The sequence below is a fragment of the Amycolatopsis oliviviridis genome, from assembly GCF_014654365.1.
Lineage (GTDB): Bacteria > Actinomycetota > Actinomycetes > Mycobacteriales > Pseudonocardiaceae > Amycolatopsis > Amycolatopsis oliviviridis.
Genome location: NZ_BNAY01000010.1, coordinates 317636 through 337676, shown reverse-complemented (window position 1 = coordinate 337676; position 20041 = coordinate 317636). Strand labels below are relative to the sequence as shown.

General features: G+C 69.5%; 13 protein-coding genes and 1 pseudogene. 6 read left to right on the top strand and 8 right to left on the bottom strand.

The features are described 5' to 3' along the window. The first annotated feature begins 22 nt into the window (after positions 1-22). Entirely contained in the window at positions 23-3106 is a 3084-nt protein-coding gene (locus IE302_RS35595) for an ATP-binding protein (RefSeq protein ID WP_191258839.1), read from the top strand. A 1-nt stretch (position 3107) separates the two neighbouring features. On the opposite strand, the gene IE302_RS35590 is transcribed toward IE302_RS35595, so the two are convergent. From IE302_RS35590 to IE302_RS35580, 3 genes are read right to left on the bottom strand one after another with little or no spacing between them, the layout of a single operon-like run. After that, positions 3108-3404 carry a hypothetical protein gene (locus IE302_RS35590; protein WP_191258838.1) on the bottom strand — a complete coding sequence of 99 codons (297 nt, stop codon included), beginning with the start codon at positions 3402-3404 and terminating at the stop codon, positions 3108-3110. Beyond that, positions 3401-6796, bottom strand: coding sequence for a TM0106 family RecB-like putative nuclease (locus IE302_RS35585; RefSeq protein WP_191258837.1), 3396 nt, complete (start codon positions 6794-6796; stop codon positions 3401-3403). Before IE302_RS35585 ends, IE302_RS35590 begins: the two co-directional genes overlap by 4 nt. 52 nt (positions 6797-6848) lie before the next feature. Beyond that, positions 6849-7559, bottom strand: coding sequence for a GntR family transcriptional regulator (locus tag IE302_RS35580; RefSeq protein WP_191258836.1), 711 nt, complete (start codon positions 7557-7559; stop codon positions 6849-6851). Positions 7560-7680: 121 nt separating this feature from the next. Between IE302_RS35580 and IE302_RS35575 the strand changes: the two genes are divergently transcribed. The 3 genes from IE302_RS35575 (at position 7681) to IE302_RS35565 (ending at position 10972) form a co-directional block, all read left to right on the top strand. After that, positions 7681-8595 (top strand): glycoside hydrolase family 16 protein, encoded by a 915-nt coding sequence (locus IE302_RS35575; RefSeq protein WP_191258835.1) that lies wholly within the window; start codon positions 7681-7683, stop codon positions 8593-8595. 34 nt (positions 8596-8629) lie between these two features. Continuing rightward, complete coding sequence (locus IE302_RS35570) at positions 8630-9493, top strand: sigma-70 family RNA polymerase sigma factor (RefSeq protein ID WP_191258834.1); 864 nt, start codon at positions 8630-8632, stop codon at positions 9491-9493. Between the two features lie 126 nt (positions 9494-9619). Further along, on the top strand, positions 9620-10972 hold the full coding sequence (locus IE302_RS35565; protein WP_191258833.1) for a deoxyguanosinetriphosphate triphosphohydrolase family protein: 1353 nt from the start codon (positions 9620-9622) through the stop codon (positions 10970-10972). Positions 10973-11025: 53 nt separating this feature from the next. Here IE302_RS35565 and IE302_RS35560 read toward each other — a convergent pair whose 3' ends face one another. Beyond that, complete coding sequence (locus tag IE302_RS35560; protein WP_191258832.1) at positions 11026-12276, bottom strand: HNH endonuclease signature motif containing protein; 1251 nt, start codon at positions 12274-12276, stop codon at positions 11026-11028. Positions 12277-13023: 747 nt separating this feature from the next. Further along, on the bottom strand, positions 13024-13497 hold the full coding sequence (locus tag IE302_RS35555) for a GNAT family N-acetyltransferase (protein ID WP_191258831.1): 474 nt from the start codon (positions 13495-13497) through the stop codon (positions 13024-13026). Positions 13498-13617: 120 nt separating this feature from the next. On the opposite strand from IE302_RS35555, the gene IE302_RS35550 reads away from it, so the two are divergent. Together IE302_RS35550 and IE302_RS35545 are read left to right on the top strand one after the other, a co-directional pair. Beyond that, positions 13618-14394 carry a cyclase family protein gene (locus IE302_RS35550; protein ID WP_191258830.1) on the top strand — a complete coding sequence of 259 codons (777 nt, stop codon included), beginning with the start codon at positions 13618-13620 and terminating at the stop codon, positions 14392-14394. Next, positions 14391-15999, top strand: a pseudogene (locus IE302_RS35545) (thiamine pyrophosphate-binding protein). The gene IE302_RS35550 and the pseudogene IE302_RS35545 overlap by 4 nt, the downstream one beginning before the upstream one ends. A 3-nt stretch (positions 16000-16002) precedes the next feature. Here IE302_RS35545 and IE302_RS35540 read toward each other — a convergent pair. The 3 genes from IE302_RS35540 to IE302_RS35530 are packed head-to-tail and all read right to left on the bottom strand — an operon-like array spanning position 16003 to position 19966. Beyond that, positions 16003-17265: a class I SAM-dependent methyltransferase gene (locus tag IE302_RS35540; RefSeq protein ID WP_191258829.1), complete on the bottom strand. Its 1263-nt coding sequence runs from the start codon at positions 17263-17265 to the stop codon at positions 16003-16005. 24 nt (positions 17266-17289) lie between these two features. Beyond that, a complete protein-coding gene (locus IE302_RS35535; protein WP_191258828.1) occupies positions 17290-18675 on the bottom strand; it encodes an FAD-binding oxidoreductase in 1386 nt (461 codons plus the stop codon). A 58-nt stretch (positions 18676-18733) separates the two neighbouring features. Then, positions 18734-19966, bottom strand: a complete 1233-nt coding sequence (locus IE302_RS35530) for an SGNH/GDSL hydrolase family protein (RefSeq protein WP_191258827.1) — start codon at positions 19964-19966, stop codon at positions 18734-18736. Positions 19967-20041 lie beyond the last annotated feature (75 nt).

The following is a 20041-nucleotide window of genomic DNA, read 5'->3' as shown; positions in this document are numbered from 1 at the left end:
ACCGTCGGTGAAGGAGGTGGCGATGCGGTTCGGGGTGCTCGGCCCGCTCGTGGCCGAGGACGCGCGGGGTGAGGTCGGGCTCAAGGGCCCGCGGCACCGGGCGGTGCTGGCCAGGCTGCTGATCGCCCGCGGCCGGGTCGTCCCGGTGGAACGCCTGGTCGACGACCTGTGGGAGCGTCCGCCCGAGGGCGCTGTCGGCGCCGTCCAGACGTTCGTCGGTGCCCTGCGCCGCGCGCTGGAGCCGGACCGCGCGCCCCGTGAGCCCGCGCGGCTGCTCGTCACGGTCGCCCGTGGTTACGCCCTGCGCACGGACTCGGTCGACGCCTGGGACTTCGAGGCCGCCGTCGCAGCGGCCCGTGAATTGCTGGACGCCCGCCGCGCGGACGCCGCACTGTCGCGAGTGGACACCGCGCTGGCGTCGTGGCGAGGGCCCGCGTACGCCGAGTTCGCGGAGGAGGGCTGGGCGCGCGGGGAGGTCTCCCGCCTGACCGAACTCCGGCTGCTGGCCGGGGAACTCCGCGCCGAAGCCCTCCTCGCGCTCGGGCGCGCCGCCGAAGTGATCCCCGAGCTGGAACCGCGAGTGCGTGAATACCCCCTGCGGGAAAACGGTTCCCGGCTGCTGGCGCTCGCGCTCTACCGATCGGGCAGGCAAGGCGACGCACTGGCCGTACTGCGCGCCGCGCGCGAACGGCTCGCCGACGAACTCGGCCTCGATCCCGGCGACGGCCTGCGTGAGCTGGAAGCCGACATCCTGGCGCAGGCGCCCCGGCTGAAGCCGTCCGCGCCGAAGATCGTCGAGCGGCCACTGGTCGGCCGCGACGCGGAGCTGGCGAAACTCGAGGAAGCCGCGACACGGTCGCGGCTGGTGCTCGTCTCCGGCGACGCCGGGGTCGGGAAGACCGCGCTCGCCGAGGCGTTCGCCGCCCGCCTCGCCGCCCGCGGCTGGACCACGGCCTGGGGGAACAACCCCGATGACGAAGGTGTGCCACCCGCTTTCGCCTGGACCCGGATCCTGGCCACACTCGCCGACGCCGGGTACGGCGCCGCCCCGGCGGCGGACCCGGCGACCGATGATCCCGTGGCCGCGCGCTGGCGATGGCATCGGGCGGTCGCGTCTCATCTGTCCGGTGCCGCGCCGCTGCTGCTGGTCCTCGACGACCTGCACTGGGCGGGCGAGGAGACGTTGGCGTTGCTGACCGCGGTCCTGTCCGAGCCGGTGCTGGTCGTCGCGACCTATCGCGGCACCGATCCGCCCGACCGCCTGACGGAATTCCTCGGCCGGGCCGCGCGAGCCGAGCCGACGCGGATCTATCTCGCCGGTCTGCCGGAGACCGAGGTCGCCGGCCTGGTCCGGATCACCACCGGGGAGGACGTCGGCCCGGGAACCGCCGCGGTGATCCATCGCCGCAGCGGCGGCAACGCCTTCTTCGTCCGTGAGCTCGCCCGCCTGCTGGCCGCCGAGGGCCCGGCCGCCCTGGACGCGGTGCCGCCGGGGGTCCGCGACGTCGTCCGGCACCGGGTGGAGGCGTTACCGGACGAGGCCCGCGGCGTGGTGCGGCGGGCCGCGGTGATCGGTACGGACGTCGACCTGGACGTCCTGGAGGCCCTGGCCGGGGAAACCGCGCTCGACGCGGTGGAAATCGTGGTCCGGCACGGATTCCTGACCGAACGGGCGCCGCGCCGGTTCCGGTTCGCGCACGCCCTCGTGCGGGACACGCTCTATCATGATCTCTCCCGTACGCGGAGGGCCCGCGAGCACGGCAGGATCGCCGAGGCGCTGGAAGTCCTTCGCCCGGACGACGTCGACGCCTTGGCACACCACTTCCTGCTGTCCGAAGCGCACGCCTGCCGCGCCGCGCGGTACGCCCAGGCCGCCGCCGAACGAGCCGAAAGTCGTTACGCGCAAGCGGAAGCGGCGCGACTCTGGGACGCCGCGCTCACCGCGTACGACCGGTCCGGCGCCTCCGATCCGGAGAAGCGGCTTGAGCTGATCATGGGCAAGGCTCGCGCGTCGGCGGTGGCGGGCGGCCTCGGCCAGTCCCGAAAGCATCGGGCCGAAGCCCTGGAACTGGCGGAAAAGCTGGACGATCCACTGCTGACCGCACGGGTGCTCGGCGCCTTCGACGTCCCCGCCCTCTGGACCGAGAGCGACGACCCCGGACTGGCCTCGCGGATCGCGGACGCCGTCGAGCGGACCCTCGCCGCGTTGCCCGTCGAACGGGAGGCCGAGCGGTGCCGCCTGCTGGCCACCCTCGCCGTCGAGCTGCGGAACGCGGGTGGACGACGGGCTCGCGAGGCGGCCCGGGAGGCCGAGGAACTCGCCCGGCGGCTCGACGATCCGGCGCTGCTGGCGTTCGCGCTCAACGCCCGGTTCCTGCAGTCCTTCGATCGGGCAGGGCTCGCGCCCCAGCGGGCCGCGATCGGCACGGAACTCGTCGATCTCGCCACGCGGCACCGGCTGGTGACCTTCGAGGTGCTCGGCCACCTCGTGCTCGTGCAGGCGAACAGCGCGCTCGCGGAGTTCGAGGCCGCGGACCGGCACGCCGCGGCCGCGGACGGGCTCGGGGAGAAGTACGGTCTTCCGCTCGTCGGCGTGTTCACCCGCTGGTACCGCGCGATGCGGGCCGCGATGACCGGCGACGGCGGGGAAGCCGCGTATCGTGCCGCGGCGGCGGGGCTCGCCGGAGCGGCGATGTCCGGAGTGGACAACGGGATCCTCGCGCTGGCCCTGTTCTGCGACCGGATCCAACGGGGCATGCCGCCCGAAGCGCGCGAAAGCGGTTACGGCGCTTACGAAAGCTGGTGCCGCCCGGTCCTCCCGATCCCGGACTCGCCCCGGGACCTGCTGTACGAGGCCCGCACCTGTCTGCACGCCGTCGTCGCGATCGAACTCGGCGACCGCGCGACCGGCGAGCGTCTTTACGGCGAGCTCCTGCCCGCCGCCGGGGAGATCGCCGGAGCGGGGAGCGGACTGCTGACCCTCAGGCCGGTCGCGCACTACCTCGGTGAGCTGGCCACCGCACTCGGCCGGCCCGAAGTGGCCGCCGAGCACTACCGACGGTCGCACGCCCTCGCGCTGAAAGCCGGGTCACCGCACTGGGGTTAGCTCACTGCTCCCGCATCGCGCGGCGGATCTCGGCCAGCTTGTCCTTCGCGGCCTTGTCGCGGTCGGCGATCTTCTTGTCCAGCGAGGCCACGTCCTCCTTGCCGCCGAGGCCCGCGAGCTCGGTCGAGCCGATCGAGGTCGTGTACCGCTGCTCGATCCGGTCCCGCACGTGGTCGAACGAGGGCACGCCCGACTCGCTGTAATCCGGCTCCGGGACCTCGACCGGTGGGGTGGGGGTGTCCTCGACGATCTCGGCGTCGAGGATCTCCGGCTTCTTGTCCGGGCTGTTCTCGGTCATCGTCCACTCCGTCCTGCGTGCCACGGCACGGCTTCGGTCATCAACCCGAGCATGCCCGAAACCAGCCGCATCTGGTCGACTGTGCGGATGTCCGCCTCGACCAGCCGGGGTGAGCACACCACGATCGCGAGCGCCTGCGCCCGCGAAAGCGCGACGTTGAGCCGGTTGCGGGAGAGCAGGAAGTCCAGGCCGCGTGGCAGATCGACCGCCGACGACGAGGTCATGGTGGTGATCACCACCGGCGCCTCCTGCCCCTGGAACCGGTCCACGGTGCCCACCCGCACGCCGGGGTATCCGGCCTGGTCCAGTGCGCGCGCCACCACCCGGGCCTGCAGGTTGTACGGCGCCACGACCAGGATGTCCTCGTCGCCGAGCGGGCGCGGCTCGCCGTGATCGGTCCAGGCGCGCCCGTGGAGTTCGGCCACGAGGGCGGTGACCGCTTCGGCCTCCTCGACCGACCGCGTCGTGTTGCCGTGATGGTCGACCTCGGCGAGGTACAGGCCCGCCTCGACGCCGTCGATCGCCCGTTCGGCCGCCGAGGGATGCGAGTGCAGGCGGCCCGCGTAGGACAGCCGCGAGACCGGCGCGCAGACGGCGGGGTGCATCCGGCGGGTCTCGTCGAGGAAGTAGCCGAGCCCGGCCGGGATGATGTCGGCCTCGCCGATCAGATGCCCGAGCGCGGACGCCTCGGCACCGGCCGGATGCGTGCCCTGCACGACCTGCGGCAACTGCTGCGGATCGCCCAGCAGCAGGAGGTTCTTGGCGCACATCGACACCGCGAGCGCGTCGGCGAGGGCGAACTGGCCCGCCTCGTCGATGATCAGCAGGTCGAACGGCTCCTCGCGGATCGCGGCGTTCGCGAACGTCCACGCGGTCCCGCCGACCAGATGGCCGGTGTCGTGCTCCTCGCGCCATTTCACCAGCGCGGGATTGGTCTTCGGCTGCTCCCACGGCGCGGACGGATCCGGGGTCCGCTTGGCGCGTTTCGCGCACGGCAGGTCCGGCGCGTTCTTCAGCGCGGCGGACAGCACGTTCTCCACGGCCTTGTGACTGGTCGAGGTGACGGCGATCGTCTTGCCCGCGCGCACGAGCTTCGCGATCAGCCGCCCCGCCAGGTACGTCTTGCCCGCGCCGGGCGGGCCCTGGACGGCGAGCGTGGAGCCGTCGAGCGCCTCGACGGCCTCGATCACCGTGCTCACCAGATCCGGCCCGGGCTCGGGCAGCGTCCGGTCGTCGCGCAGCCGGGGCGTCGTGCGGCGCAGCAGATCGACGCCGGGATGGGCGGGCAGCACCGGCAGCGTGTCGACGACGAGCCGGGCGAGATCCGCGACCGCGTCGTCCTTGGGCGAGGGCCGGACCGGGCTGCCGGGCAGCACCGCGACCGGCCGGTCGGCGGTCGTCTCGTCCGGCGGGCAGCTCTCTTCGAGGGTCAGTTCGACGGCGGTGGCCGAGACGACCTTGGCGTCCCGCGCGGCCGCCCCGTAGCGGAGGCGGACGTCGTCGCCGGGGGCGAAGGGATGCGGCCGGTCCGGGTCGCAGCGGAGGCTCAGCGAACGCTTCGCCTTGCGGACCCGGCCCGACGGCGGCACCCATTCCCCGGCCTCCATGGCCACCGGGACGGTGCAGGCGTTGTCGGTCTCCAGATCGCCGAGCGGGGCGGCGAGCTGGCGGAAGTACTCCCACCACGCCGGATTCGTCTCACGGCGGTGGTAGCCGACGGACGCGGCCAGCAGCGCGCGGGCGCGGTCCTCACCGGTGAACTCGGCCGGATCGTCGGGCAGCCCGTCCAGCAGCGGATCGACCAGCGCGGCCAGCTGCGCCGCGCGTTCGGCGCGTTTCTGGGCCGCGACGTCCTCTTCGGTCTGGCGGAGCAGAGCGTCCACATCGGACTCTTCGGGCGGCTCGGCGAGCGCGATCCCTTCGTCCACCCGGATCTTGTGGAGGAACTCGAACAGCCGCAGCGTGGAGACACAGTCGTACTCGTTGTAGTCGCTGATCCCGCGCAGCACTTCGTCCGCGTGCGCTGTCTCGCCGGAGGCCGTGAGCGTCAGGTATTCCTCGTAGGCCTCGATGCTCGAAACCGCGGTCTTGACGTCGCCGTCGCGGGCTTCGGGCATGTAGAGCGGTTCGAGGTACTTGATGGAGTACGACCGCTGCGAGACCCGGAGTGCCTTGCGCACCACGGAATACAGATCCACCAGGCCACCGCTGCGCAGCAGATGGTCGACGGCGTCCTCGCGGGTCCCGTGCACGGCGGCGAGCCGTTTGATCGCGGTGACCTCGTACGGGGCGTAGTGATAGACGTGCGAACCGGGATGTTCGGTGAGCCTCGCGGTGGCGAAGTCGACGAACTCCTCAAAGGCGCGCTTCTCCTGTGACCGGTTGTGCGCCCAGAACGGCGTGAACTTCGTGTCCTCTTCGGCGGTCACCGCGCCGAAGAGGTATTCGAGCCCCTCGCCCGCCAGCGCGTACGGGTCGCCTTCCATGTCGAAGAAGACGTCGCCGGGCGCGGGCGGCGGCAGTTCGGCCAGCGCGTCCGGATCGATGATCTCGTAGGCGATCCGCCCGGTGTCGTCCTGCCGGACCTGGATCGCGGCTTGGGCGCGCAGCGTGGTGAACGACGTCACCGAGATGTCGCGCGGCCGGTCCTCCGGCGCGGCCGCCGCGAGCGCGTCGATGGTGCCGAGACCCGCGGCTACGAGTTTGCGCCGCTGGTCACCGCGCATGCCCGCGACCAGCGAAAGGTCGCGGTCGGCTTCGCGGGCGCTCGCGCAGTGCGAGGAGAAGGAGCAGCCGCCACAGGCGGGCCGTTCGTCGGCCCAGATCGGGACCGGCAACGTCGGCGGCCGATTCTCCAGCCGGGCGCGGAGCCGGTCCACCAGCGGGAGGAAGTCGTCGACGCGGAAAGAACGAGTGCTGTGGTCGCCCAGCAGCAGATGCATCTCCGGACCGGCGGGCCAGCCCGCCCGGCGCAGGGCGTCGGCGTACGCGGTCAGCTGGACCACCGCGGCGGGCTTCGCGTGCCTGGCCAGCTTCGTGTCGTAGACCTCGTAGCGGCCCTCGTCGTCCCGCATCAGGAAGTCGGCGCGGCCGGAGAACTCGCCGTCGTGGAAGACCGCCTGGTAGATCACCGGGGCACCGGCCCGCAGCGCCTCCTCGGTGGCCTTCGCGGCGACGACCGGGTCGCGTTCGTCGATCTCGACGACGGCGCTCCGCTCGCCGCGCAGCTTGTCCAGCGTCGCGGCCTCGTGCGCACGCCCGTGCGTGACGGCCAGCTGATCCGGCCCGGAGCCCGGCCGCGGCGCTCCCGGGAGGCCGGCGGCCAGCGCCTGGGTCAGGAGGCTGCGGTGCTCGCATTCGAGCAGATCGGCGAGATCGGACGGGGTGTACATCGCCCGGGAGTCTTACACGGCCGCTCCGGCGGGCGGCCCCGGCACGCCGGAGTCAGCCGGAGGTGTGGTCGAACTTGAGGTGCGAGGTGATCCGGTAGCGGTCGCCCCGGTAGATCGAGCGGGTGTACTCGATCACGCGGCCGTCCGCGTCGCGGGTGGTGCGCTCGAACAGCAGCGCGGGGGAGTGCAGCGGGACGCCGAGCAGGCCGGACTCGTCGGCGTCGGTGACGGTGGGTTCGATGACCTGCACGGCCGTCGCGGGAACGACCTCGTATCGCGTGCGGAGCAACTCGTAGAACGAGCCGGTCTCGAAGCCGGCGCGCGTGATGTCCGGCACGAGATCGCGCGGGACCAGGATCCGCTCGATCGCCATCGGCGCCTCTTCGACGACGCGGACGCGCGTGACGGCCACCAGCGTGTGGCCGGGGGAGACCTCGAGCCGTTTGCCGAGCCGGGCACCCGCCGGGGTGGTGGCGAAGTCGATCACCCGGCTGCTCCATTCACCCTCGGCGGGCGGGGCGAACTGCTCTCCGCCGGTGGCGGGCAGGAGGTCCTGGGAGATCTTGCGCGGCGCGGTGAACGTGCCCCGGCCGTGTTCGCGGACCACGAGACCGTCGCGTTCCAGCTCGTCGATCGCGGCGCGCAGCGTCGGGCGCGAGACGCCGATTTCGGTGCTCAGCGCGCGTTCCGAAGGCAGGAACTCGCCCGGCATCCGCCGCTCGATGAGCTGGCGCAGCCGTTCCTTGACCTCTGTTCGCCGCATGGCCGCAGCCTACCCAGTGGTCAGGGTCGATTGGCTGGTGGACAAGTTGTCTAGACCTATTGACTTTACCGGTTCGGGAGGAGACCTTGGTAGAAACTGACCAGTGGTAAAGGAGACGACGATGTCTGCACCGGGGAAGTTTCGCTTCGTAGCCGTCGCCGCCTTGTCGGTGGCCGCCCTCGGGATGGCGCCGGGTACCGCGGCAGGGGCGGCCGCCTGCGGGGCGTTGTTCGACGACTTCCACTACAGCTCGCATACCGACGGTCTCCTCTCCCAGCACGGCTGGGAAGTGCGCTCCGGTGCCGGCGGCCCCGGCGTCGGCGGCGCGCGGTGGGCTCCGGAAGGCATCACGTTCCCGACGTCCGGCGGGGACAAGGTGCTGCAACTCGCCTCCACCACCGACGGCACGCCCGCGGGCACGACGCAGACCGAGATCATGCAGCCCGACCGGCGGTTCTTCGAAGGGACCTACGCGGCGCGGATCCGCTTCTCGGACGCGCCGGCGTCGGGCCCGGACGGGGACAGGATCAACCAGACGTTCTTCACCATCAGCCCGCTCCGCTACGACAACGACCCGATCTACAGCGAACTGGACTTCTCCGAGTATCTGCCGAACGGCGGCTGGGGCGAGACAGGACCGGTCAATTTCCAGACCAGCTGGCACACCTACACGCCGGAACCGTGGTACGCCGAGAACAAGAGCGACAGCCAGCGCCGCAGCATCGACGGCTGGCACTCCGTCGCCGCGACCGTGTCCGACGGCCACGTCCGGTACTACATCGACGGCGCGCTGGTGGCCGACCACGACCGCGGCGGGCCGTTCGACGTGTATCCGCGGCAGGACATGTCCCTGAACGTGAACCAGTGGTTCATCGACCTCACCCAGCACTCCGGTGGCACGAGCACCTACCTCGAACAGGTCGACTGGGTCTACTACGCGAAGAACGAGGTCCTCACGCCGCAGGCGGCCGCGGACCGGGCCGCCGCTTACCGCTCGTCGGGCGTGCGGTTCACCGACGATCTGGGTGGCTGTTAGATGTGAGCGGGGTTCTGCGGGAGCGAGGAGTGCGGTGGATCGGCTGACGGAACGTTTCGAGGAGCACCGCGTCAGGTTGCGGGCGGTGGCGTACCGGATGCTGGGCTCGGCCAGCGAGGCCGAGGACGCCGTCCAGGACACGTGGCTGAGGCTCGACCGGACCGACGCGTCCGAGATCGAGAACCTCGGCGGCTGGCTCACGACGGTGGTGGCGCGAGTGTGCCTCAACGTGCTGCGCTCGCGTGACCACCGGCAGGAGGAACCGCTCGACGCCGCGTTCTCCGATCCCGCCGACTCCTCGGCCGATCCCGCCGCCGACGCGGTGCTCGCCGACTCGGTCGGGCTCGCGATGCTGGTGGTCCTGGATACCCTGGCCCCCGCCGAACGGCTGGCGTTCGTCCTGCACGACATGTTCGCCGTACCGTTCGACGAGATCGCCCCGCTGATCGACCGCACCCCGGCCGCCGCGAGGCAACTCGCGAGCCGCGCGCGGCGCCGCGTCCAAGGCCGTTCCGCCGCCGCGGAACCGGACCTCGCGCGACGGCGCCAGGTCGTCGACGCCTACCTGGCCGCGGCCCGCGGCGGGGACTTCGAAGCACTCCTCGAACTGCTCCACCCCGACGTCGTCCTCCGCGCCGACAAGGCGGCAGGACCGTCGCGCACGCCGGTCTTCCTGCGGGGCGCGTCTGTCGTCGCCCGTGGTGCGGCTGCCGCTTCGGTGCGGGCGGCTGTCACTCAGCTCGCGTTGGTGAACGGCGGCGTCGGCCTCGTGATGGCCGACGAAGGCCGGCCTTCGGTAGTGCTCGCGTTCTCGTTCGAAGACGGGCGGATCACCGAGATCGACGTCATCGCGGACCAGGACCGGCTGCGGGGGTTGGACCTGGTGTTCTTGGACTGACCCCGGGTTGCGGTTCGGTCGCGAACCAGTACCGATGGCTTCGCCGCTTTGGTGGAGCCGTTAACGGTTTCCCGGCATGGTCCGCCTTCTTTTCAAGGCTCTTGGAGCTACGACGAGGAGGCGACCATGTCGGAGGGGACGTTCGGAACTGCTCGGCGCCACGATGCGCGCAAGAAGAAGGCATATCGGGACGAGTATCAGCGGGATCGGGACCGGGTTCTGTACTCGTCCGCGTTCCGGCGGCTCGCCGGAGTGGCGCAGGTGGCTGCCGTCAATGAGCAGTTGGTGCTGCACAACCGGCTCACGCACAGCCTGAAAGTCGCGCAGATGAGCCGAAGACTCGTACAGCACCTGCGCTATAAATCCAGTGAGGCGGGATTCCCGGACGGCTCAGGTCTGAATGAAGATGTCGTCGAGACGGCGGGACTCGTGCACGACATCGGGCATCCGCCGTTCGGGCACATCGCCGAGGAGGTCCTCGACCAGCGCCTCGCCCAGGTCAGCGGGCTGGAGGGTTTCGAGGGGAACGCGCAATCCTTCCGGGTGGTGACGAAACTCGCGCGGCGGAAGGAAGAGCACATGGGTCTCAACCTGACTCGGGCGACGCTGAACGCGGTCCTCAAGTACCCGCGCCTCAAGCCACGTGATTCGGCCAAGTCAACGGCCTTGTGGACCGACCGTGGCCATGGCGAGAAATGGGGTGCCTATCAGACGGAGTTGACCGACTTCGATTGGGCAAGGAAATCCAGCCTCGGCGAGCTGAGATCCGCGAACGCGATCTTGATGGACTGGGCCGATGACATCAGCTACGCGACCCATGACCTCGAGGACTACTTCCGTGCGGGCTTGATCCCCCTGCATCACCTGGAGGTCGACAAGGAGCGAATATTCGAGCACGGTCATCGCCGTCTGAAGAAGCTCAAAGGGTTCAACGAGTATCGCTTTCAAGAGCAGATCGATGTGATCGTCAAGGAGTTCGGCAGGAGCCTCGAGTCACAGTTCTGGGAGACCCGTGAGAATCGGGTCCGGATGAACAAGATCACCAGCAGGCATCTCACCCGGTTCGTGAAGGCGGTCCGGCTCCTCGATGAACCTCCTTATGTGGAGGTGGACCAGGACAGCCAGTACCGGGTCGCCGCGCTGAAGGAACTCACCTGGTTCTACGTGATCGACCGGCCGCCACTGGCGATCCACCAGGAAGGTCAGAAGAGGATCATCGGCTCCCTCTTCGATCGCTTGTTCACGTGCTTGGCGAAGTCGCCGACCAGCCCGAAGATCCCGATTCAGCTCCGCACGATCTACCGCGACATCAAGCGCGACGACGAGGCCAAGGGAACCTTCGAGAAGAACAAGGAGGCTCGGTGCGCTCGGGCCGTCACCGACTACATCTGCCTGCTCACCGAGGCGCAGGCCGTCGATCTCGGGAAGCGGCTGGAGGGGCGGTCGCAGAGTTCGATGTTCGGGACCTGGTTCAACTGAACGTGGGCATGACGAAGGGCCCGTCGCCGGTGGTGGTGGCGGGCTCCTCGGGGTCAGCGATTGTTGTTGCAGCGCGGCTTCTGTAGCGGGTCCAGGTACTGCGGCGGGACGAACTCGGGCCTGCCGTCGGCGGCCAGGCGGACCTTCCAGCCGGATTGTCCGTGGATGACCATGTGGTGGTAGCGGCACAGGAGGCACAGGTTGCCGAGGTCGGTGTCGCCGAGTTCGCCCCACGGGAGTATGTGGTGCGCTTCGCAGTGCTTGGGTTTCCTTTGACAGCCAGGGAACGCGCAGCCGCGGTCGCGGAGGTTCAAGGCCCGTCGTTGTCCTGGCGTGACGGTGCGGGCGGCGCGGCCGATGTCGAGGGGTTCGCTCTCGGAGCCGAGTACGGCGGGGATGATCTTGGCATCGCAGGCCAGCATCCGGGCGTGGCGAGCGGTGATCTGGGTGACTTCGTCGACGCAGGCGGATCCGAGTCCTGAGGTCAGGGTCTCCAGGGGGAGGGTGACGACGATGGTGGTGCGGTCCCCGGAGAGGGTCGGTGCTTTGTCGTTGGTCATCGCGTAGTGGATCGCGTCGAAGAGCGCGTCGCCATGGCGTTCACCGGGGGTGCGAGGGTCGCGGTTACCGTCCTCGTCGACGGGTCTTCGTTGTCCCCAGGTCTCGAACAGGGCGTTGGCTCTGGCGCCGAATTCGGGGTCCAGGAGACCGTTGAGTCTCCACCAGCCGTCGTCGCGTTTCCGGAGATGCACCTCGCGGGACGGCGGTTTGAGGTCTTCGTCCTTCGGCTCGTTGCCGTCGGGGTCGAGGTGGGCCAGGAGTTCCGCGCCGATCTTGCTGATCTCGTGCGGGCCGGCGCTGCGGGCGAGGTTGACCAGGATCTGTTCCGCCCCGGACCTGTCTTCCTCCGAAGCCTCAGCGGGAATCTTCTTGAGCACGGCGAGGATCGGATCCAGCTGCTGATGGCCGAGATCTCCCTCGGCCGCGGCGGCGCCCGCTATCGGTGCGAAAGCGGGCGCGGGGGTGCCGTCCAGATTCCGGCCCTCGTTCACCGCCACCGCCCGCGCCACGGTGGCACCTGCTTCCTTGGGGCTGATCCGGGCGGTTTCGGCGAACCAGCCCGCGGTCGATCCGTGCCCGAACAGCTCCATCGGACCCCGGGATTCGATCTCGACCAGGAACTGCCCGATCTCGGCCAAAGCCTGGCGTGCCAACGACAATCGCTCGACCACGCCGTGCGCGAGCTCCCGCGCACCGGCACGCCACAGCTCCTGCGGCGGTTCGAGGATTCGTTGACTGGACACCCCGTAAGAATACCAGCTATCGAACAAGTGTGCGAATATGAAAAGTATTCTCGGCGGTTTCAGGAGTGGTACTTTACTGTGACGAAAGGCAATACTTGGCATCTACGCCAGATAGTTGGCGTGGCCGCTGCCCTCGTTTGCGGTGTGGCTGTGGCTGAGCGCTTCAGATGGGCATGATTGCTGACCGCTGGGAGGCTCAACCATCGCGACGTTGACGATGTAGCGCACTGCCGATGGTTCGTTGCACCCGCCGCAGGATTTTGATCGTCTGCTCGTCCGAAAACCGGTCGTGATCGACCAATCAAGGCCAGATCCGAACACGTCGCTGGCGAACGCGATTTCAGTAGCCGCCATTTGCTGAACGCTTCGATCGGCTTGAGTCACCCCAGTGTCTGCCGTGGCCGGTCGTTGAGTTCAGCGGCGGCGATTTCAGGGCTTGTCGGCAGGGCATTCCGCAACGCGTGTCCGACCGTGCCCGAGCGCTTCAGGTGGCCGGTCGAGCTCAACCGGCCACCTGAACCGCTCAGGCTCACGATGCCGGCTGACGACTACCGCGCGGCATGACCGTCAAGGTCTCACTCTCCTTGAATTTCGTGGTGATCCGGCTGTGTCCTGTACCCAGGCATCTGCCGGATACGAAACCCTGGATACGAAAACCACGCTGCCCGATCCCAGTGCATCGCCGCCATGAGTCTGCCCTCAAAAACAGCGAGAACTGTCCGAAGATGATCTTCGGCCGTAAGGAAACTAGCCGAGGCGCAGAACGGTTTCTTCTATTTCAGCGTCCCGCGCGGCCGCGTAGGAGTTCTCGGTGCCGATGATCGTGAAGCCCGCCTTCTGCAGGACCCGAAGCGATCCGAGGTTGTCGCTGGCGGCGCGGGCGTACAAGGGACGGACCTTGACGATGTCGAGCAGCAGCGCGAGGGCCTGGGTGGCGATTCCGCGTCCCCAAGCCGAACGGTCGATCCAGTAGGTGACTTCAGCGTCGCCCTCCACGACGAAACTGCCTACGGTGCCGAGGAAAAGCCCGTCACCGGTCACCGCGCGCAGGACGATGTCCTGAGAAGCCCTCAACTTCGCCATATGAGCGTCGAACGCTTCGCGATCTTCGGGGTCCCTGGCGATGAACGCGGCCATCCGAACCGACTCGGGGTCACGCATCTGGTCGAACAGGGCGTCGAGGTCCGAATCCTCGACCGGCCGCAGTGCCACCTTTGCCACTGATGTGCTCCTCTCTTCGCGTGAGTCCGCGACGCAAGCTATCAGCGACGTCCGACAATTCCGCCACTCCGTGAACAGGCCTAAGGTGACCAAGACGCCAGTCACTTCCGGGAGGCACGCATGTCGTTGTTGGCCCAGCTGAACACCGCGATCACCACCGGCGCGATCGAGGTCGTCGATCTCACCGCCCCGTTGAGCGAGAACACGCCGATCCTCCAGCTGCCGGAGCCGTTCGCGAACACGATCCCGTTCGGCCTGGAGGAGATCAGCCGCTACGACGAACGCGGGCCGCGCTGGTACTGGAACAACATCCACACCGGCGAGCACACCGGGACCCATCTCGACGTCCCCGTGCACTGGGTGTCGGGCAAGGACGGTCACGACGTCTCCGAGGTGCCGTTGCGCACGCTGGTCGCCCCGGCCGTGGTGCTCGACGCGTCCGCCCGCGCGGCCGAGGACCCGGACTTCCTGCTCTCCGTCGAGGACATCCGCGAGTGGGAGCGCGAAAACGGGCCGCTGCCCGACGGCGGCTGGCTGCTTTACCGCACGGGGTGGGATGCCCGATCGCACGACCAGGAGGCCTTCCTCAACAACGACGAGAGCGGCCCGCATACGCCGGGTGTCTCGGCGGAGTGCGCCCGCTGGCTCGCGGAGGAGGCACCGATCACCGGGTTCGGGGTGGAGACCGTGGGCACCGACGCCGGACAGGCCTTGGCCCTCGAACCGGCGTTCCCTTGCCACGAACTCCTTCTGGGCGCGGGAAAACACGGCCTGACCCAGTTGCGGAACCTCGCGAGCCTGCCGGCCACCGGATCCCTGCTGGTCGTCAGTCCGCTGCCGATCGTCGGCGGCTCCGGCAGTCCCGCCCGGGTCTACGCGCTGGTCGAGCGGGCATGAACGTCGCCGAACTGGTCGGCCGGACGCTGGCGGAACTCGGCGTCGGTGCCGCGTTCGGGGTGGTGGGCAGCGGCAACTTCGAGGCCACCAACGGGTTGCGCGCGGGCGGAGTGCGGTTCGTCGCCGCGCGGCACGAGGGCGGCGCGGCGAGTATGGCCGACGCGTACGCGCGGATGAGCGGCCGCGTGTCGGTCCTGAGTGTCCACCAGGGCTGCGGGCTGACCAACGCGCTCACCGGGATCACCGAGGCGGCCAAGAGCCGGACCCCGATGATCGTCCTGACCGGGGACACCGGCGTCCTCGGTGCTGTCGAACTTCCGGATCGGCCAGGACGCGCTCGCGACCGCCGTCGGCGCCGTGCCGGACCGTGTCCACGGCGCGCCCACCGCGGTCGCCGACACCGTCCGCGCGTACCGGACGGCAGTGCAGCAACGCCGGACCGTCGTCCTCAACCTCCCTCTCGACGTCCAAGCCCAGGAAGCGCCCCACGCGGTCGAGATACCGGAGATCCGCGGGCCCGCGCCGATCAGGCCGGACGCCGAGGCGGTCGCGAAACTCGCCGACCTGCTCGCCGGAGCGCGGCGGCCGGTGTTCATCGCCGGCCGCGGCGCGCGGGCGAGCGCCGCACCCCTCAAGGAGCTCGCGGAGGTCTCCGGCGCGCTGCTGGCGACCTCCGCCGTGGCGCACGGCCTCTTCCACGACGACCCCTACTCGGTCGGGATCTCGGGCGGCTTTTCGTCACCGCGGGCGGCGGACCTCATCGCGAACGCCGACCTCGTGATCGGCTGGGGCTGCGCGCTGAACATGTGGACCACCCGGCACGGCAAGCTGCTCGGCCCGGGCGCCTGGCTGGTCCAGGTGGACGTCGACCAGTCCGGGCTCGGCGCGCACCGGCCGATCGCCCTCGGTGTCGTCGGCGACGTCACCAGCACCGCCGCCGACGTCCACGCGGAACTCGGCAGGCGTGGCCACCACGCGAGCCGCGAAGTCCCCACGAACACACGGTGGAACGACGTCCCGTATAACGACCTATCCGGCGACGGGAGGATCGATCCGCGCACGCTCAGCCGCCGTCTCGACGAGCTCCTGCCCACCGAACGCGTGCTCTCGATCGACTCCGGGAACTTCATGGGCTACCCGAGCGCGTACCTGTCCGTCCCCGACGAGAACGGTTTCTGCTTCACACAGGCGTTCCAGAGCATCGGGCTCGGACTCGGGACGGCGATCGGCGCGGCGCTGGCGCGACCGGAGCGGCTGCCGGTGCTCGGCGTCGGTGACGGTGGGTTCCACATGGCGGTTTCCGAGCTGGAAACCGCCGTGCGGCTGCGGATCCCGCTCGTGGTCGTCGTCTACAACGACGCCGCGTACGGCGCCGAGATCCACCACTTCGGCGAAGCGGACATGACCACGGTCCGATTCCCCGACACGGACATCGCGGCGATCGGCCGCGGGTGCGGCTGCGACGGCGTCACCGTGCGGTCGGTGGAGGATCTGGCCGCCGTCAAGGAATGGCTCGGCGGACCACGGGACGCGCCGCTCGTCGTCGACGCCAAGATCGCCGACGACGGCGGTTCGTGGTGGCTCGCCGAAGCCTTTCGCCACTGAAAGCTAAACGCCCCAATCCGGCCGTAACGGCATGCCCGCGTCACCGTCCGCGCCGACCTTCACCCCGAGCACCTGGTGCAGTTCGATCTCCCGCCGTTCGAAGGCGAGACGGCACGCGGCCATGTACAGCGCCCAGACCCGGCTCCGCCCGGCGCCCGCCTCGGCGACCGCCTCGTCCCAGTTCGCGTCGAGATTGGCGCACCAGGCGCCGAGGGTGGTGGCGTAATGCTCGCGGAGGTTCTCCGAATGCCGCACTTCCAGGCCGCTGTCGTGCATCGCGGTGGCGATCTCGCCGACGGATTCCAGTTCGCCGTCGGGGAAGACGTACCGGTCGATGAATCCGCGCGAACGGTGCGCCACGGAGGCGTCCGGGTTGGTGATGCAGTGGTTCAGCATGCGCCCGTGCGGCTTCAGTTTCCCGGCGAGAAAACGGAAGTACGACGGCAGGTTCCGCGCGCCGATGTGCTCGGTGAGCCCGATCGACGACACGGCGTCGAAGTCCGTTTCGGTGACGTCGCGGTAGTCGAGGTGCCGCACCTCGGCCCGGTCCGCGAGTCCCTTGGTCACGATGTCCTTCTGCGCCCACTGGGCTTGCTCGCGCGAGAGGGTGACACCCAGCGCCTCGACGCCGTAGTGCTGGACGGCGTGCTCGACCATCCCGCCCCAGCCGCAGCCGACGTCCAGCAACCGCATCCCCGGCCGCAGGCCGAGTTTCCGGCACACCAGGTCGAATTTGTGCGCCTGCGCCTCCTCCAGCGACGCTTCGGCGGACGGGTACGCGGCACAGGTGTAGGCCATCGACGGGCCGAGCACCAGTTCGTAGAACCGGTTCGAGACGTCGTAGTGGTTCGAGATCGCGTTGCTATCCCGCGCTTTCGAGTGCCGCAACCCGTCGACGGTGCGCTTGAGCCTGCTCGGCAGCTCCTCGGCGGGCGGGGCGACGCGGCGCAGGTGCGTGGGGCCGAGTTTGCGCAGCAACCACAGCCGGTCCGCGGGGCTGAGCTGATCGACCTGGGCCACGAGGGCGCGCAGCGCCGAGTAGAGATCACCGTCGACGTCGAGCGCGCCGGCGACGTAGGCGCGCGCGAGTCCGAGATCTCCCGGTGAGGACATCAGGTACGTCAGCGCCAGCGGTGACCGCACCTGGATCGACACCGGCGCGTCCGCCGGGCCGCTCGTGCTGCCGTCATAGGCGGTGATGGACACTTCGGCGCTCGGGCCGAGCAACCGCTCGAAGATCTTCCCGACGGTCGTCGTCTCAGCCATGCTCGTCTCTCTTCCCCGCCCGGGTCACCGCCGCCGCACGCATTTCGCGTACAGGTCGAGGAGTCGGCCGTCCGGGTCGTAGGCCGTCTTCAGTTTCCGGTAGGCGTCGCCGTTGTACAGCCGCCAGAACTCTTCTTCCGTATAGAAACTGTCGGAATACAGTGACTTCCGCCCGCCGAGTCGTGTCACTTCGGCCTCGATCAGCCGATTGTGCGTATCCGGGGCCTCGCCCGGGTCCAGCGGTACCGCGGACCAGAAGCCGAAGTTGACGTACAGCGTTCCGGGGTCCATTTCGTACAGCGGCGAGTTCACGCCACCCGGACGCTGCTTCAGCGGGCAGATCCACACCGGGCTGATCGGGATCTCCCGGCGGAAGAAGTCCAGGAACTCCGCGGCTCGCGAGAGCGGCACCTCGATGTCCTGCACGACGGTCTCTTCGGGAGGAAGCCCGCGCAGCTTGAGGAGCTTCGCGGCGATCCCGAACCGGCGGTCGAGCGCGACCGCCTTCCAGTAGACCGACGACCGCAGCAGCCGCCTGCCCAGCAGCAGCCGGGGGAGCCGGCGCTGCACGCCGAACGCCCGCGAACACCAGAACCAGTCCGTGTCCCAGCGCCACAGGTAGTCCCGGACGTCGAGATGGTCGGTCTTCCGCGTGCGGATCGACTTGTAGTAGATGTCGAGCCAGGTGTAATCGCTGGTCGTGGGTGCCGACGAGGTGAACGTGCCCAGCGTCAGGTACTGCTCGCCCGGCCCGAAGACGGTTCCGTCCACGAAATCGGCCGATCCGTCACGGCAGGCCTCGCCGAGCGCCGCGAAGTACTCCTCGGGGTCGTCGTACCGGACGTGGTCGAGCCGCACGTACGGTTTGACCGGCTCCAGCTCGATCTTCAGCCGCAGTGCGTAACCGAGCGTCCCGTACGAGTTCGGGAAGCCGTGGAACAGCTCGCTGTGCTCGTTGTCCGGCCGCGCGACGACGATCCGGCCGTCGCCGGTGAGCAACTCCATCTCCAGCACCGACTCGTGCACGAGGCCGTTGCGGAAGGACGACGACTCGATGCCGAGGCCGGTGACCGCGCCGCCGAGCGTGATCGTCTTGAGCTGCGGCACGACCATCGGCATCAACCCGTGGGGCAGGGTCGCGTCCACGAGTTGCTCGTAGGTGACCATGCCCTCGACGTCGGCCGTGCGGGCCAGGGGATCGACGTCGAGGACGTGCGTGAACCCCGAGACGTCCAGACCAGGTGTGCTGGTCGCCGTCCGCGCCCGGAACAGGTTCGACGTCCGCTTCGCGAGCCGGATCGTGCCGTGGAGATCCGCCAGCCGGGCCCGGAGCGTCTCCGCGCGCGATTCGTGTTCGGCGAACCGGACCAGCCGCGCCGTCTCCTGGATCCCGCTGTCGCCGCTAGTCATTCCTGATCGCCATCAGCTCATCGTGCCCCACGGAACCGCCTGGCGCAGCCCTTGGTCCCTACCTGATTTGCCGGAGCGGGACGGCGTCCGCCATGGCGGTGAAGCCCTTGTCCCCGGGGTGGAGGTGATCGCCGGAGTCGAACTCGGGTTTCATCCGCTGCGGGTCGGCGGGATCGCGGATCACCGCGTCGAAGTCGATGTATCCGTCGAAAAGCCTGCTGGTGCGGATGAACCGGTTGACCGCCTGCCGGGTCTCTTCGAGCTGGGGAGTGTAGGAGCCCCAGCCCTTCCACGGGGTGATCGTCGCGCCGAGCACCCGCAGACCGCGATCGTGCGCCCGGGTGGCGATCTGCTTCAGCGCCGAGATGATCTTGTTCGGATCGGCCTGGTGCGGGGTCTGCTGGATGTCGTTGATGCCCTCGAACACGATCGCCGTCCGCGCGCCGGACTGGCTCAGCACGTCCCGATCGAGCCGGGCCAGCGCGTTGACCCCGTAGTTGCCGCCGTCGAGCAGCAGCCGGTTCCCGCTGATCCCGGCGTTGAGCACGCCCAGGCGCGCGCTGACCTTGTCGGCGAACTGATCGGGCCAGCGCAGGTTCGCGCCCCAGGTCGAGTTCGCCCCGTCGGTGATCGAGTCGCCGATCGCCACCACACTGCCCCGCAGCCCCGCGCCGCGGACGTCCACTCCGGACACGTAGTGCCAGACCGCGGTCTTCTCCGGGAAGGCCGCCGCCGACTCGTCGGCCGCTTTGTCGCCGTTCCGGGTGAAGTACGAGTTCTGCATGGCCAGCGGGTGGTAGGTGACCGGACCGGACGGCGTCGGCGTGTACGTGGTCACCAGGAGGTCGCCGTCCCTCGGCACGGTCAGTGCCGCGCCGTCGCTGAGGATGTCGGCGCCCGGCGGCACGGTGACCTCACGGTCGCCGCCGAAGGTCAGCGTGCGCATCGTGCCGGGGACCGCCTGCGGCGTGTCCGGGCCGGCGGCGACCGCGACGGTCACCTTGCCGAACAGCACCGGCGTCCGGCCGAAGGCGTTGGACAGCCGCACGCGCACCTCGTGCCCGCCGGCGCTGGTGTGCACGATGTTGCGGATCGAGAAGTTCGGGTAGCCGTTCTCGGTCCCGGCCACCCCGGCCGCGGGCGCCGCCGCCCAGGTGCCCACCCAGCCGTTCGCGGCCGTGCTCTCCGCTTGACCCGGACCCGGACCTGGACTTCCCGGGGCCGCCGCGGCGACTCCGGGGACGACACCCAGCAGCAGGATCCCCGCCACCGCGAGCTGTTTCACGCGCATGTTCCGCCTCCACCCAGTCGGCTCCATCCATCGTCAGTGAATCACCGACAGACGGTCAATGCGCACGACAGGACA

What these genes read in the sequence shown, in the direction of transcription:
- IE302_RS35530 (WP_191258827.1), bottom strand. Translation starts at nt 19,966, where the DNA reads ATGCGCGTGAAACAGCTCGCGGTGGCGGGGATCCTGCTGCTGGGTGTC.
- IE302_RS35575 (WP_191258835.1), top strand. Translation starts at nt 7,681, where the DNA reads ATGTCTGCACCGGGGAAGTTTCGCTTCGTAGCCGTCGCCGCCTTGTCG.
- IE302_RS35565 (WP_191258833.1), top strand. Translation starts at nt 9,620, where the DNA reads ATGTCGGAGGGGACGTTCGGAACTGCTCGGCGCCACGATGCGCGCAAG.
- IE302_RS35580 (WP_191258836.1), bottom strand. Translation starts at nt 7,559, where the DNA reads ATGCGGCGAACAGAGGTCAAGGAACGGCTGCGCCAGCTCATCGAGCGG.
- IE302_RS35540 (WP_191258829.1), bottom strand. Translation starts at nt 17,265, where the DNA reads ATGGCTGAGACGACGACCGTCGGGAAGATCTTCGAGCGGTTGCTCGGC.
- IE302_RS35535 (WP_191258828.1), bottom strand. Translation starts at nt 18,675, where the DNA reads ATGACTAGCGGCGACAGCGGGATCCAGGAGACGGCGCGGCTGGTCCGG.
- IE302_RS35595 (WP_191258839.1), top strand. Translation starts at nt 23, where the DNA reads ATGCGGTTCGGGGTGCTCGGCCCGCTCGTGGCCGAGGACGCGCGGGGT.
- IE302_RS35550 (WP_191258830.1), top strand. Translation starts at nt 13,618, where the DNA reads ATGTCGTTGTTGGCCCAGCTGAACACCGCGATCACCACCGGCGCGATC.
- IE302_RS35590 (WP_191258838.1), bottom strand. Translation starts at nt 3,404, where the DNA reads ATGACCGAGAACAGCCCGGACAAGAAGCCGGAGATCCTCGACGCCGAG.
- IE302_RS35585 (WP_191258837.1), bottom strand. Translation starts at nt 6,796, where the DNA reads ATGTACACCCCGTCCGATCTCGCCGATCTGCTCGAATGCGAGCACCGC.